Raw genomic sequence first — 13,947 nt, 5'->3', positions numbered from 1 at the left:
GTCCCAGGTCGACCAGTCCGGCAACCCGGCCGGTGAAGCACCGCAGCCGTACTACCCGGGTGGCGCGCCGGCCGGTGCATACGGCGACCCCGCTCAGTCCGGCCCGCACCAGTCCCAGTTCGTCGATCCGACGGCCTCCGGTCCGCACCAGCAGGTGCCCGGGGCCCAGTCGGGTCCGTACTCGGTCTCCGGTGGACAGTCCGGTCCGTACCCGCCGGTGTCCGGTGGGCAGTCGGGTCCGTACCCGCCGGTTTCCGGTGGGCAGTCGGGTCCGTACCCACCGGTGTCCGGTGGGCCCTCCGGCCCGTACGCGCCGGCCGCGGGAGGGCCGTCCGGGCCGTACCCGGTCGGCCAGCAGTACCCGCCGCAGAATCCCCAGGGCGGGCCGCAACCGGGCCCGCAGCAGTCGTTTTCGCCATACCCCCAGGCTGCCCCGAACGCGGGCCAGGGGGATCGGCCATTCGGCCAGGACCTCTCGTCCGCTCAGCTGCTCCGGCAGACCAAAAGGTCTCCCCAATCCGGGTGGCGCAAGGCCGTCTACCTGGCCAGCGGGAAGACGGTCAACTTCGGCGAGGGGCCGGCCGATCGGCGCCGCCGCGAGCTGATCTCGCGGGTCAACCAGCCGCTGCAGGGCTGCTACAAGATCGCGATGCTGAGCCTGAAGGGCGGCGTGGGCAAGACGACCACGACCGCCACCCTCGGCTCCACGTTCTCCTCGTTGCGGGGCGACCGGGTGATCGCGGTCGACGCGAACCCGGACCGCGGCACCCTGGCGCAGAAGATCCCGCTGGAGACCACCGCGACGGTGCGGCACCTGCTGCGCGACGCGCACCGGATCCGCAAGTACAGCGATGTCCGCGCCTACACCTCGCAGGGCCCGTCCCGGCTGGAAGTGCTGGCCAGCGAACAGGATCCGGCCGTCTCGGAGGCGTTCAGCGAGGACGACTACCGGCGCACCGTCACGCTGCTGGAGCACTTCTACAACGTCGTGCTCACCGACTGCGGCACCGGTCTGATGCACTCCGCGATGAAGGGCGTGCTGGACCTCGCCGACTCGCTGGTGATCGTCTCGTCCAGCTCGATCGACGGCGCGCGCAGCGCATCGGCCACATTGGACTGGTTGGACGCGCACGGCTACGGCGACCTGGTGGCCAGGTCCGTGGCGGTGATCAACTCGGTGCGCCCGGGCTCCGGCAAGGTCGACGTGGACAAGCTGACCGCGCACTTCAGCTCGCGCTGCCGCGCGGTGTCGAAGATCCCGTTCGACCCGCACCTGGAGGAGGGCGCCGAGGTGGAGCTGGACCAGTTGGGCGCGCCGACGCAGTTGGCGCTGCTGGAGCTGGCGGCGATCGTGGCGGACGACTTCCCGCACGCGCCGGGGCGCAACCGGCAGAGCTGAGCAGGGGCTTCACCAGCCGGGGATGGCGAACCTCAGACGTGGTCTGAGGTTCCGCTACCCGTGGATCCGAGTTCGGAGAACGGTCCTCAGTCGTCTTCCGAGGGCCGTGATTTGCGCTGCTGCTCGTCCAAGCGGCGCAGGAACTCGGGGTCGTCGTCGGGCGCGATCGGCGCCTGCCGTGGGCCGGACCGCTCCGGACCGGCCGAGACGGGGCCGAACGCCTTCCACATCAGCACCGCGATCGTGAGCGCACCGATCGCTGCCAGGACGTAGATCATCGGGCCACCTCCAACTCTGCCGCTTCCGAGATTAGCCAATTCCGGCCTCGGTTGTCCGCGTCGGAGGTAGCCGCGCCGGGGCGGATCCAGGTGATGCCTCGCGTGGGAACGAGGCACCACCTGGACCGGCGGTCGTCGCCGGACCGCGGGCGATGTTCAGATCTGCGTCTGGAGCGCTCGCCGGTGAGGGGCGCTGGCGAGCAGCCGATGTCTCAGCGCTCGTCCGGGAACTGGTCTTGCGCGTGCCGGGAACCCGATGCACTACCTCGGGCCGCACGCAGGACTAGTTCGGCCGACGGACGCTCAGATGGAGCGGTTGACGTCGTTGGTGAGCTCGGCGAGCAGCGCGCGGACCTCGGACTCGCGGAAGCGGCGGTGGCCGCCGGGCGTCCGGATCGAGCCGATGCGGCCGGCGGTGGCCCACCGGGTCACGGTCTTGGGGTCCACGCGGAAGAGGGTCGCGACCTCACCCGGGGTGAGGAGCTGCTCCTGGCCGTTCTGGCGCGGCTGGGTAGTTGCGGTCACAGGGGACCTCCACGAGTTGCGAGAGATTTATTCGGGCAATCCGGTCGCATCCTGGCACCTCGAGGGCCAGGTACTCGAACATTTGGGTTTAGGTAAAGGGAAGGTAAGGGACGAAAACGGCGCTTCGGGCGGCTCGCGAGCCCGCCGCCGACGGCCGCCCGGCCGGTTCGGCGGTCGTTTGCTCTACCCTGGTGACGTGCAGGAACAGCAGGAGTCCGAAACCACGGCCCGGGGGGCGAAGTCGACTCTCGCCCGCGACATCGCGCTGTACACCGTCGCCAGGTTCGCCATGGTGATCCTGGTTGCCGCGCTGCTGATGCTGGCCCAGGTGCCCGCGCTGGTCGCGCTCGCGGTGTCCGTCGTGGTGGTGATGCCGCTGTCGCTGCTGGTCTTCGGCAAGCTGCGCCGCCGGGTCGCGACCGGGATGGCCGAGCGCGCCGAGGTTCGTAAAGCCCACCGTGAAGAACTCCTGGCGCAGCTGCGCGGCGACCGGGCCGCGGACGCCGGGTGAGCGCGGGGATGGCCAGCAGCATCGACCGCTCCTGCGCGCGGACCAGGGCCTGGACCAGCGAGGCGGTCCGGATCATCGAGGCCGATGCGAACCGCAGCGCGGACACGCACCTCCTGCGGTATCCGCTGCCCGCGGAGTGGGGGATCGACCTCTACCTCAAGGACGAGTCAACACATCCGACTGGTTCGCTCAAGCACCGCTTGGCCCGATCCCTGTTCCTCTACGCGATTTGCAACGGTTGGGTGACCGAGAACACACCCGTGATCGAGGCCTCTTCCGGTTCCACCGCGGTGTCCGAGGCCTATTTCGCCCGGCTGCTGGGGCTGCCGTTCATCGCGGTGATGCCCCGCTCCACCAGCCGCGAGAAGGTGTCGCTGATCGAGTGGCACGGCGGTCGCTGCCACTTCGTGGACGAGCCGGGCGCGATCTACACCGAGTCGCGCCGGTTGGCCGCTGAGCTCGGCGGTCACTTCATGGACCAGTTCACCCACGCCGAGCGGGCCACCGACTGGCGCGGCAACAACAACATCGCCGAATCGATCTTCGAGCAGCTGGCGCTGGAACCGCACGCCGAGCCGACCTGGGTCGTGGTCGGTGCCGGCACCGGCGGTACGAGCGCCACCATCGGCCGATACCTGCGGTACCGGTGCCACCGCACCGAGCTCGCCGTGGTCGACCCGGAGTGCTCGGTGTTCTTCGACGCCTGGCGGGACGGCGACCCCGAGCGCACCAGCGATCGCGGTTCGCTGATCGAGGGCATCGGCCGCCCGCGCGTCGAGCCGTCCTTCGTCGGGCAGGCCATCGACCGGATGATCAAGGTTCCGGACGCCGCCTCGATCGCCACCATCCGCTACGTCGAGCAGGTGCTGGGCCGGCGGGTCGGCGGATCCACCGGGACCAACCTGTGGGGCGTGTTCGCCCTCGCCTCGGAGATGCTCGCGCAGGGGCGGCGCGGAAGCATCGTGACGCTGCTCTGCGACGGCGGCGAGCGGTACGCGAACACCTACTACGACGACGAGTGGGTCGCCGCCCGCGGCATGGACCTGGACGCGCCGCGGGCGGTTCTGGAGCGCTTCCACGCGACCGGCGAGTTCCGGGCGGAATGAGCGCGGAGCAGGAAGGTTGGTGCCGGTGAGGCGTTGGGGTTGGGTTGCCGGGGCGGCGTTGCTCGCCGCGGTGGCCGGATGCGGTTCCGAGCAGTCGCCGCAGCCCGCGGAGTCGTCGGCGCCGACGACCTCGGCGGAGGAATCGGCAACGGAGTCCGCGGTGCCCTCGATCACCCGGAACATCCCGCCGGAGCAGCGCCAGCACCTCGCGCAGCTGTCCGCCGACCAGATCTGCGGACTGGTCGACCCGGCGGAACTCGGGTCGTTGACCTTCGCCGTCGGCAGCGGACGGCCGCGCGAACTCGGTCAGCAGGTGCGCGGTTGCCGCTTCGACTCCGATTCCGGCACGCGCTCGGTGCTGATCGGGGCGCAGCGGGAGGGCTTCGGCGACCTCGGCCGGGACGAGGTGGAGCTCGGCGACATCCGCGGCACCCGGGCTCTGCGCGCGAGCGACTGCACCATCTACGCGGGTGTCGCCGGCGGAACCCTGCAGGTCTCGGTGTCCGAGGCGGAAGCGGATTCGGACGACTGCCGCACGGCGGAGTCCGTCACCGAATACGTGCTGCCCGCGCTGGTCCGCTAGTCGCCTTTCCGGCGAGCGAATTCGGACTTCCGGCGCTGCACCGGGCGATCGGTCGAATCGGCAATTCGGTCCGGTTCGCCCGCATTTTTCGGCTGAAACCGGCAATTGCGGCACGGCTTGTCACGACTGGAGAACAAGTCCTGAATTCCGGGAACGCGCGAGTGCGACGTGCCGTCATATGGCCCTGACGGATTGTGGCGCGAGTCGGGGGGTCGGATGGCCGAGAACCTCAAGGCGATTCCAGAGGAGATGAAGGGCTTCGAAGGCCTTCTGGAGCGGAACGCCGGGCATTTCAAGAAGATCGATGAGTGGGCGGAGAACACCGCCTCCGACACCAGCGGTTTCACCGGGTTGATGATGGTGCTCATCCCCGTCGTCGAGATGGTGACCGCGATGTACGGCGAAACCCTGGAATGGGCCAACAGCGCTCTGCTGAAGGTCAAGGACGACCTGGCCGATGCCTCCGCGGAGTACGAGGAGATCGAGCAGAAGGTCTCGTCGATGTTCCAGAAGATCCAGGCCGAGCTCGACGACATCAAGATCTGAGGGGATGGGGAATGGCTTCGTTCGCGGACGCTGAAGACCCGATAGCGGTCCTGAAGGCGGATCCCAGCGAGAGCAACAAGGAATCGCAGCAGCAGGCGATCGAGGACGCCGGCTGGCAGGTCCAGGCGGTCAACTGGGTCTACGAGAAGGTCACCGGCGAGAACCTGATCGAAACCCTCATCTCGCCGATCACCGGCGACTTCTCGAAGATCGAGACCAACGCCGAGGCCTGGGGGCAGGTCGGCGATGCGCTGCGGGCTATTCGGAAGAACCTGAACCAGGGCATCAGCGACCTGCGCGAGAGCTGGGACGGCGCGGGTGCGGTCGCGTTCGAGACGCTGCTGGTCTCGACCTGGACCGTCGCGCTCGAGGGCGACGCCATGCTGGCGAAGCTGATCGGCAAGGGCTTCACCAAGGCCGCGGAGATGTCGCGGAAGATGACCGACAAGGCCTTGGAGCTGATCAAGAAGCTGGTCGACCGGCTGATCGAGACCGCGGCCACCGGGTGGATCCCGGTCGCGGGCTGGGCCAACGTGGTGCGCAACGTCGAGAAGTGCGTCGAGATCGTCATGTCGATCCTCGAGCTCTTCGAGGCGCTGAAGAACATGTACGACTCGGTCGTGTCGCTGGTCGAGTCGATCAAGAACGCCGGCACCAACCTGGCCAAGATCAAGGACGCGAACAGCCTCGGCGACGTGGTCAACGTCGGCCTGCAGGCGAAGGACGACATCACCGACGTCAAGGAGAAGGCCACCGGGGTCAAGGACTCCGCGACCGGTGTCAAGGATGCCGCGACCGGGGTGAAGACCGCCGCGACCAGCGGTTCCGGCGGTGGCTCGGGCGGCGGGTCCGGCGGGAACGGTTCTGGCGGTGGGAACGGATCCGGCGGTGGGACTGGCGGAACCGGCACCGGGGGAACGGGTTCTGGCGGAAATTCGGGGTATCAGACGCTGGCGTCCGGCAGCCTGTGATGGTCGAGGAGGATGACGCGACGTGAGTGAGGACTGGAAGACGCCGGAGATCCGCGATGCGGAGGCGATGTTCGAGGAGCGCCTGCTCCAGGCGGAGCAGGCGCTGGAGCGCGCCACCGCGTACGAGGCTGCGCTGCCCGAGATCAAGCTGAACGACGAGCAGATCGAGGACATCGAGCAGCGCATCCGATCCGGCCAGGCGCCACCGGAGATCGCGGCTCTGCAGGCGCGGATCGACGCGGGCGAGTTCAGCTGGCAGGACATCGCCAGCGGCGAGGCGCTGCGCGACGAGTCGGTGCAGTCCGCGTTCTCGAAGAGCGTGGAGAACATGCAGCAGGCCAAGGAGCTGCTCGACGCCGGGTACGACACGGCGACGGTCATCAACAACGACCCGAACCGCGCCCCGGAGGACACCTACGACGACGAACCGCCGGATTCGTTCCTGCGGTGAGGGACTGAGTGATTCGACTATGAACCGCAAGACCCTGATCGGCATCACCATCGGCTGGGGTGTCCTGGTCGGTCTGGTCGCTGCGGTGTTCCTGGGCATGGCGATGTTCAGCGGCACCTCGTTGGCGAAGGCCAGCACGGCGGACGGCTCCACCGGGCCGTACTACCGCTGGAACGGCGAGGAGATGCTGGTCACCAGCACGCAGAGCGGCAAGGACGCGGTCTGCAAGGTCGTCCCGGACAACGGCGAGACGCGCGACATCAACACCTACCGCGCGGAGCAGCGCCGGACCGTGAACACGGTCACCCCGTGGTTCTCCGGCGAGGCCCAGATGTCGTGCACGACCCCGGTGAAGATCCGGGTCGGTTCCGAGGTCTCGAACTACGAGCTGGCCACCAAGAACCGGATCGTGCAGTTCGGCGCCGCGATCATCGCCGCCGGACCGTTCCTGGCGGTGAGCGTCTTCGGCCTCGGCAGCCGCAAGGCGCGGGCCTGACTGGGCAAAGCGAACGGCCCGTCCACCAGCGCGGTGGACGGGCCGTTCGTTCTGGAGCTTGTTCGGGCGTTTTAATTCGCCGCCAGGCGCATGGCCCACCCTCGGCGCTTGCACCGCCCCGCAAAACGAGTGCTTCAGACAGAAACCGAGATCAGCCGAAGGCCAGGGCGAGGCCAGTGACGATCGCCCAGATGAGCATCGCGAGGCCGGTGTCGCGCAGCGCCGGGATCAGCTTGCGGCCCTGGGCTCCGGAGATCACCGCTCGCAGCGGGACGACGAGGGGCAGCAGCGCGGCGAAGCCGAGCAGCACCCACGAGTTCCGCAGGCCGATCAGCACGGTGATCAGGAACGGGACCAGCGCCAGCGCGACGTAGAGGGTCCGGGTGTCCCGGTCGCCGAGCAGCACGGCCAGGGTGCGCTTGCCGGTGACGCGGTCGGACGGGATGTCGCGCAGGTTGTTGGCCACCAGCACCGCGCTGGACAGCGAGCCGACACCGACCGCGGCGCCGATGCCGAAGCCGCTGATCGTTCCGGACTGCACGTACATGGTGCCCAGCACCGCGATCAGTCCGAAGAAGACGAACACGGCCAGCTCGCCGAATCCCGCGTAGCCGTAGGGCCGCTTGCCGCCGGTGTAGTACCAGGCGCCGGCGATGCAGAGCGCGCCGACGGCGAGCATCCACCACTGCCCGCTGAGGTAGACCACGCCCAGGCCGGCGATCGCGGCGAGCCCGAAGCAGGTCCAGGCCGCGGTGCGCACCGAGCCCGGCTCGGCGGCGCCGGATCCGACCAGCCGGAACGGGCCGACCCGGTCGTCATCGGTGCCCCGGATGCCGTCGGAGTAGTCGTTGGCGAAGTTCACCCCGATGATGAGGAACATCGAGACCACGAGGGCGAGGACCGCGATCAGCGGGTTGAACCCGTCGACCCCTGCGGCGGCGCCGGTCCCGGCGAGCACCGGCGCGATCGCGTTCGGGAAGGTGCGGATCCGAGCTCCCTCGATCCACTGCGCAACAGTCGCCATGCCAGCCATCTTCGCCTACCGGTGTCACCCGGCGGTGGCAGCCTCCCCGATGAGCGCCTCAGGCCTGGAAGAACGCTGCGAGCGCCCGGCGATCCGGCTTGCCCGGGCCGCGTAGCGGTAGTTCCGGGACGAAGGCGAAGCGCTTCGGGGCGGAGGCGGAGTTCAAGCCCGCTCGGACGGCGGCGCGCAAATCCGATTCGGACGGTGGTCGTGCCTGGTCGGACGGCACGATCGCCGCGACGACCGCTTGGCCCCACTCCGGGTCGGCGACGCCGAGCACGCACGCCTCGCGGACGCCCGGCTGTTCGGCGAGGACCCGCTCGACCGGCAGCGGGGCGACGTTGACGCCACCCGTGATGATCATGTCGTCGGCGCGGCCGAGGACCTCCAGCCGACCGTCGTGCCAGCGGCCGAGGTCCCCGGTCCGGAACCAGCCGTCGGCGAACGCGCCGGCCTCCGGCTGGTGGCGATATCCCCTGGCCAGCATCGGTCCGCTCAGCAGCACCGGACCCGTCCCGCCGTCGATGCGGACCTCCGCGATGTCCAGCGGTTGCCCGTCGTACACGCATCCACCTGCGGTTTCGCTCATCCCGTAGGTCGTGGTCACGCGGACGCCGCCGTCGAGTGCTCGACGCAGGAGGGCGGGCGGGGTCGCGGCGCCTCCGAGCAGCACCCCGTCGAACTTCCGGAGTGCGGCGAGGCCGTCGCCACCTGCGCTGATCAGCCGGGACAGCTGGGTGGGCACCAACGCGGTGTAGTGCGGGCCGTCCGCGGCCAGGACGCGATGCGCGGCCGTGGCGAAGTTGTCCGGGCGGAAGCCGTCCGCGGTGTCCACGGCATCCGGGCGGGTACCGGCGAGCAGGGCTCTGACCAGGACCTGGACCCCGGCGATGTGGTGCGCGGGCATCGCCAGCAGCCAGTGACCGGGACCTCCGAGGCGGCGGTGGGTGGCCTTGGCGGAGGCGCGCAGGGCGGAGGCCGTCAGCAGCACGCCCTTCGGGGTGCCGGTGGAGCCTGACGTGGCGATGACCAGGGCTGTCGGGTCTTCGTCGGCGTCTTCTCCGGAGGTCAGCGGGCCGGCCAGCGCTTCGGCGAGCCGGCGGGATTCCGCGCCGTCGTCGCCGCGCACCGGGAGCAGGGCCGGGCCCTCGCCGTCGAGTGCCCGCTCCAGCGCGGGGAGGACGTCCAGCGCGTCCGCTCCGGGCGGCACGAGGAGTGGCTGCAGGTGGCGGGCGTTCGGCATGGGCTCCATTGTCGACCGGCTCCTGAGCTGCGCTCGCGTGATTCCCGGCATCGATCACCTGTTCTAGCGATCAATTGTTCGAAGAGGGCGGTCGATCTATTGGGTACGCGCTTGGAAGGAGTCCGAAGATGATGGTTCTGATCGTGCTCGTGTGCCCTGCTGACCTGTTCGAAGGCCGGCCGATGGGCGAACAGGACGGCCGGTTCCGGGCCCGTGCTGGAACGGGCCCGCCCGGAGGTGATCCCGAGGACTCCGCCGCCGAAGCTGCGCAGTCGCGCAGCGACGTGGGCGGAGTACCGGACCTCGGCTCAGTAGTACCAGGGGAAGGAGGACCAGTCGGGGTCCCGCTTCTCCAGGAACGAGTCGCGCCCTTCGACGGCCTCGTCGGTCATGTAGGCGAGGCGGGTGGTCTCGCCGGCGAACAGCTGCTGGCCGACCAGTCCGTCGTCGATGGCGTTGAACGCGTACTTGAGCATGCGCTGCGCGGTCGGGGACTTGCCGTTGATCTCGCGGGCCCACTGCAGCGCGGTGGTCTCGAGCTCCTCGTGCGGGACGACGGCGTTGACCATGCCCATCTGGTGCGCCTGCTCGGCGCTGTAGGGGCGGCCCAGGAAGAAGATCTCGCGGGCGAACTTCTGGCCGACCTGGCGGGCGAGGTAGGCCGAGCCGAAACCGCCGTCGAAGCTGCCGACGTCGGCGTCGGTCTGCTTGAACTTGGCGTGCTCGGCGCTGGCCAGCGTGAGATCGCACACCACGTGCAGGCTGTGCCCGCCACCGGCGGCCCAGCCCGGCACCACGGCGATGACGACCTTGGGCATGAAGCGGATCAGCCGCTGCACCTCGAGGATGTGCAGCCGCCCGGCACGGGCCGGGTCGACGGTGTCGGCGGTCTCGCCATCGGCGTACTGGTACCCGGAGCGGCCGCGGATCCGCTGGTCCCCACCGGAGCAGAACGCCCAGCCGCCGTCCTTTGCGGACGGGCCGTTCCCGGTGATCAGCACGCAGCCGACGTCGCTGGTCATCCGCGCGTGGTCCAGGGCGCGGTACAGCTCGTCGACGGTGTGCGGGCGGAACGCGTTGCGGACGTCGGGCCGGTCGAACGCGATGCGCACGGTGCCCTTCCCGGGGCCGTCTTCGACGCAGCGGTGATAGGTGATGTCGGTGAAGTCGAAGCCCGCGACGGGCTCCCACGAAGCCGGATCGAACAGCTCAGAGACACGGGGATTCTGCACACCTGGGACAATAGGCGCAGCAAGTGCTCGGCGCGGGGCCCTCCCCGCGGCAGCCCGGCACCTGCGCGGACGACGGCGAGGGGGACCATGGCCTCCTCCGCCGGGGTCCGCCAACGAGGTTCAGAGGTGATGGGTTGAATCCGTCCACGGCTCAGGCTGAGGTCATCGTCGACGAGCTCGTCCGCAACGGGGTGCGGCAGGTGGTGCTCTCCCCGGGATCCCGCAACGCACCTCTCTCTTACGCACTGTACAAGGCCGACCACGCTGGGCGTTTGAAGCTGCACGTGCGCATCGACGAGCGCAGCGCGGGATTCCTGGCCCTGGGGCTGGCGGCGCGCGCGCAGGCCCCGGTCGCGGTCGCGTGCACGTCGGGCACCGCGGCGACGAACTTGCACCCGGCGGTCAGCGAGGCGTTCCACTCCGGTGTGCCGCTGATCGTGCTGACCGCGGACCGCCCGCCGGAGCTGCGGGCGGCCGGTGCGAACCAGACCATCGAGCAGCACCGCCTGTTCGGTTCCGAGATCCGCCTGTTCGACGAGCTGGCGGTCGCCGAGAACCGGCCGGGGCAGAACGCCTACTGGCGGAGCCAGGCGTGCCGGGCGTGGCACGCCGCGAAGGGCGACGTCCGGGGCGGCCCGGTGCACCTGAACCTCCCGTTCCGGGAGCCGCTGGTGCCCTCCGGCGACGACCACTGGTGCGAGTCGCTCGACGGTCGCCCGGACGGTGCCCGGTGGACGGAGAACTCCGACTCCGGGCGGTCGCCCAGCGCGCTGTCCCGCGTCCACGCCCGGCGCGGACTGGTGCTGGCGGCGGACTCGGACATCGACGGGGTCGGGGAATGGGGCGACCGGTACGGCTGGCCGGTGCTGCCGGAGGTCGGCGCGGTCGGCGCGGTCGGTTCTTCGGTGATCAGCACCGGGATGTGGCTGCTCGGTCTGCCGGAGTTCGTCCGGGAGCACCGACCGGAGCAGGTGCTGTGCGTCGGACGCCCCACGGTGTTCCGGCAGGTGCAGCGGTTGTTGGCGGATACCGACGTGGAGGTGCTGCTCGCGCACGGCGGGGTCGACTGGCCCGCACCGGCGCACAACCTGCGGGAGGTTGCGGAAACCTTCGGTCCCTCGGCCGTTCCGGCCGATCCGGGCTGGTTGACCGAGTGGCAGCAGGCGGACCAGAAGGCTTCCGCCGCGCTGCACTCCGCGCTGGACCTGGAGCACTGGCCGAACGGCCCGGTGGTGGCGCGCTCGGTGGTGGACGCCTTACCGGAGCACGCGTTGCTGGTGCTGGGATCGTCGAACCCGACGCGCGATGTCGCGCTGGCCGCGCGGCAGCGTCCCGACGTGGTCGTGCACCGGAACCGGGGCGTGGCCGGGATCGACGGCACCGTGTCGACCGCGATCGGCGCGGCCATCGCCCACGGGCGACCGGCCTACGCGCTGCTGGGCGACCTGACCTTCTTGCACGACAGCAACGGTTTGCTGCTCGGACCGCACGAGTCGCGGCCGGATCTGACGATCGTCGTGCTCAACGACGACGGCGGTGGGATCTTCTCGCTGCTCGAGCAGGGCAGTCCGGAGCACGGCGAGTCGTTCGAGCGGATCTTCGGCACGCCGCACGGCACCGATCTCGGCAGGCTCTGCGCCGCGCACGGTATCGAGCACGACCTGGTGCAGCAGCAGTCCGAGTTCGCCGAGGCGCTGCGGTGGCGGCCGGGGCTACGCGTGATCGAGGTCCAGGCGGACCGATCCGCGCGGCGTTCGGTGCACGAGCGGCTGCAGGCCGCGGTGCGCTCCGCGCTGCTGGGCTGATCGCTGACGGCCAACCGCTGACCGCTGCCGGCTTCTCAGGTCGTGGGACACCGGTGCGGTGCGCGGGCTGCCCTCGATCCGGTCCGTTCCCGCAGTTGGCGGGGTTCTGCGATAGCCCTTCGGGGTGATTCGCGGATTCCCCGACATTCTGGGAAAAACGTGCCGACGAAAAAGCCGCCTGCTGGTCACGACCTTCTCTAGGCTCCGATCCGGACCACGAATTCGAGGAGGTGGCAGGTGTTTCGACGACACGGCCTGCGAGCGGCGGCTGCGGCCTGCTGCGCGACGGCGATCTTCGCGTCACCGGCGCTGGCCGGTGGTGACGGACCTGGGGCGCCGGGCGCGGGTGACGACTACTTCCCGGGCTACGGCAACGGCGGCTACGACGTCTCGCACTACGACCTCCAGCTGCGCTACCAACCCGCGGACGACCACCTGCAGGGCACCGCGACGATCGTGGCGAAGCCGACGCAGAACCTGACCGCGTTCAACCTGGACTTCGCGCTGACTCCGAAATCCGTGCTGGTCAACGGAAAGCCGGCGCAGTTCTCGCAGGACGGCACCGAGCTGACGGTGACCCCGTCGGAGACGCTGCCGGAGGGCAGCCTGGCGACCTTCGTCGTCTCCTACGAGGGCGTGCCGTCCACCGTCGAGGTCGACGGGCTCAACCCGTGGATCCGCACCTCCGACGGTGCGCTCGCGGTCGGCCAGCCGGAGATCTCCGCCTGGTGGTTCCCCGGCAACGACCACCCGCGGGACAAGGCGACCTACGACATCGCGGTCACCGTCCCGGACGGCACCGAGGTGGTCGCCAACGGCGTGAACACCGACAACAGCAGCCTGGCCGGGTGGACGACCTGGAAGTGGCGCACCACCAAGCCGACCGCCACCTACCTCGCGTTCTTCGGCGCGGGGAACTACGAGATCAACGAGAAGACCGGTGCGTTCGGGCAGCCGTCCATCACCGCCTACTCGGACAACCTCGGCGAGCTGGCGGGCCCGGCGAAGGCGAGCGTGGAGCGCACCCCGGAGGTTTTGAACTTCCTGAGCGGCGTGCTCGGTGACTACCCGTTCGAGGCGCAGGGCGGCCTGGTGTCCTCCGAGGGCATGAACTTCGCGCTGGAGAACCAGACCCGGCCCACCTACAGCCACCTGTTCTTCCGCGACGGGGCGAACACCTCGGTGGTGGTGCACGAGAACGCGCACCAGTGGTTCGGCGACTCGGTGTCGGTGGACACCTGGCGCAACATCTGGATCAACGAGGGCTTCGCGTCGTTCGCGGAGTGGCTCTGGTCGGAGGCCCAGGGCACCGGCACCGCGCAGGAGCTGTTCGACCACTACTACTCGCAGCACCCGGACGACGACCCGTTCTGGCAGGTCATGCCGGGTGACCCGGGCAAGGACGCGGTGTTCGACGACGCGGTCTACGACCGGGGTGCGATGACGCTGCAGGCGCTGCGCAACGTGGTCGGCGACGAGGTGCTGACCGACATCGCCCGCACCTGGGTGTCGGAGAAGCGCTACAGCACCGGCACCGTCGAGGAGTTCATCCAGCTCGCGGAGCAGAAGTCCGGCAAGCAGCTGGGCGACTTCTTCAACACCTGGCTGTTCACCAAGGGCAAGCCGCCGGTCGGCGAGGCCACGGGCGTTCCGGCCAGCGCGGTCAAGGTGGCGGCGGCCCCGCCCAAGGCGGTCGCGGAGATCGACCGCACCCACGCCCTGCTGCACGAGCACTGATCACCCGGAGGTCGTGAGCGGGGATGGTCGTAAGAGCGAC

The 13,947-nt window shown here is 69.7% G+C and carries 15 protein-coding genes; 10 read left to right on the top strand and 5 right to left on the bottom strand.

The features are described from left to right. Positions 1–1,399 (top strand): MinD/ParA family ATP-binding protein (locus tag ABTZ89_RS24310; protein ID WP_502949594.1); only part of this gene is annotated, 1,399 nt, incomplete at its 5' end. 86 nt (positions 1,400–1,485) lie between these two features. On the opposite strand, the gene ABTZ89_RS24305 is transcribed toward ABTZ89_RS24310, so the two are convergent. Together ABTZ89_RS24305 and ABTZ89_RS24300 are read right to left on the bottom strand one after the other, a co-directional pair. After that, a complete protein-coding gene (locus ABTZ89_RS24305) occupies positions 1,486–1,677 on the bottom strand; it encodes a hypothetical protein (RefSeq protein ID WP_351048545.1) in 192 nt (63 codons plus the stop codon). Between the two features lie 303 nt (positions 1,678–1,980). Further along, positions 1,981–2,202 carry a BldC family transcriptional regulator gene (locus ABTZ89_RS24300; RefSeq protein ID WP_270950809.1) on the bottom strand — a complete coding sequence of 74 codons (222 nt, stop codon included), beginning with the start codon at positions 2,200–2,202 and terminating at the stop codon, positions 1,981–1,983. Positions 2,203–2,398: 196 nt separating this feature from the next. Between ABTZ89_RS24300 and ABTZ89_RS24295 the strand changes: the two genes are divergently transcribed. The 7 genes from ABTZ89_RS24295 (at position 2,399) to ABTZ89_RS24265 (ending at position 6,866) form a co-directional block, all read left to right on the top strand. Beyond that, positions 2,399–2,713: a DUF4229 domain-containing protein gene (locus ABTZ89_RS24295; RefSeq protein WP_270950811.1), complete on the top strand. Its 315-nt coding sequence runs from the start codon at positions 2,399–2,401 to the stop codon at positions 2,711–2,713. Between the two features lie 8 nt (positions 2,714–2,721). Then, positions 2,722–3,819, top strand: a complete 1,098-nt coding sequence (cds1, locus tag ABTZ89_RS24290) for an L-cysteine desulfhydrase Cds1 (protein WP_351048541.1) — start codon at positions 2,722–2,724, stop codon at positions 3,817–3,819. 25 nt (positions 3,820–3,844) lie between these two features. Further along, positions 3,845–4,402 carry a DUF3558 family protein gene (locus ABTZ89_RS24285; RefSeq protein WP_270950812.1) on the top strand — a complete coding sequence of 186 codons (558 nt, stop codon included), beginning with the start codon at positions 3,845–3,847 and terminating at the stop codon, positions 4,400–4,402. A 216-nt stretch (positions 4,403–4,618) separates the two neighbouring features. Further along, positions 4,619–4,948 (top strand): hypothetical protein, encoded by a 330-nt coding sequence (locus tag ABTZ89_RS24280; protein WP_270950814.1) that lies wholly within the window; start codon positions 4,619–4,621, stop codon positions 4,946–4,948. An 11-nt stretch (positions 4,949–4,959) separates the two neighbouring features. After that, the gene (locus ABTZ89_RS24275) at positions 4,960–5,919 is read left to right on the top strand and encodes a WXG100 family type VII secretion target (protein WP_351048537.1); all 960 of its coding nucleotides are present in this window, start codon (positions 4,960–4,962) and stop codon (positions 5,917–5,919) included. A 22-nt stretch (positions 5,920–5,941) separates the two neighbouring features. Beyond that, positions 5,942–6,370 (top strand): hypothetical protein, encoded by a 429-nt coding sequence (locus tag ABTZ89_RS24270; RefSeq protein ID WP_270950816.1) that lies wholly within the window; start codon positions 5,942–5,944, stop codon positions 6,368–6,370. 19 nt (positions 6,371–6,389) lie between these two features. After that, positions 6,390–6,866 carry a hypothetical protein gene (locus ABTZ89_RS24265; protein ID WP_270950817.1) on the top strand — a complete coding sequence of 159 codons (477 nt, stop codon included), beginning with the start codon at positions 6,390–6,392 and terminating at the stop codon, positions 6,864–6,866. A 151-nt stretch (positions 6,867–7,017) separates the two neighbouring features. Here ABTZ89_RS24265 and ABTZ89_RS24260 read toward each other — a convergent pair whose 3' ends face one another. The 3 genes from ABTZ89_RS24260 to ABTZ89_RS24250 all read right to left on the bottom strand — a co-directional run bounded on the left by ABTZ89_RS24260 (position 7,018) and on the right by ABTZ89_RS24250 (position 10,365). Then, complete coding sequence (locus tag ABTZ89_RS24260) at positions 7,018–7,890, bottom strand: 1,4-dihydroxy-2-naphthoate polyprenyltransferase (protein ID WP_351048532.1); 873 nt, start codon at positions 7,888–7,890, stop codon at positions 7,018–7,020. A gap of 58 nt (positions 7,891–7,948) precedes the next feature. Continuing rightward, entirely contained in the window at positions 7,949–9,133 is a 1,185-nt protein-coding gene (gene menE, locus ABTZ89_RS24255) for an o-succinylbenzoate--CoA ligase (protein WP_351048529.1), read from the bottom strand. A 308-nt stretch (positions 9,134–9,441) separates the two neighbouring features. After that, positions 9,442–10,365: a 1,4-dihydroxy-2-naphthoyl-CoA synthase gene (locus ABTZ89_RS24250; protein ID WP_270950823.1), complete on the bottom strand. Its 924-nt coding sequence runs from the start codon at positions 10,363–10,365 to the stop codon at positions 9,442–9,444. A gap of 134 nt (positions 10,366–10,499) precedes the next feature. Here ABTZ89_RS24250 and menD point away from each other — a divergent pair, with 134 nt between their 5' ends. Next, on the top strand, positions 10,500–12,170 hold the full coding sequence (gene menD, locus ABTZ89_RS24245) for a 2-succinyl-5-enolpyruvyl-6-hydroxy-3-cyclohexene-1-carboxylic-acid synthase (RefSeq protein WP_351048525.1): 1,671 nt from the start codon (positions 10,500–10,502) through the stop codon (positions 12,168–12,170). A 237-nt stretch (positions 12,171–12,407) separates the two neighbouring features. Continuing rightward, on the top strand, positions 12,408–13,907 hold the full coding sequence (locus ABTZ89_RS24240; RefSeq protein ID WP_270950827.1) for a M1 family metallopeptidase: 1,500 nt from the start codon (positions 12,408–12,410) through the stop codon (positions 13,905–13,907). Positions 13,908–13,947: the final 40 nt, after the last annotated feature.

The sequence above is a fragment of the Saccharopolyspora sp. NPDC002686 genome, assembly GCF_040295745.1.
GTDB lineage: Bacteria > Actinomycetota > Actinomycetes > Mycobacteriales > Pseudonocardiaceae > Saccharopolyspora > Saccharopolyspora oryzae.
This window is presented reverse-complemented; position numbering and strand designations above follow the sequence as displayed.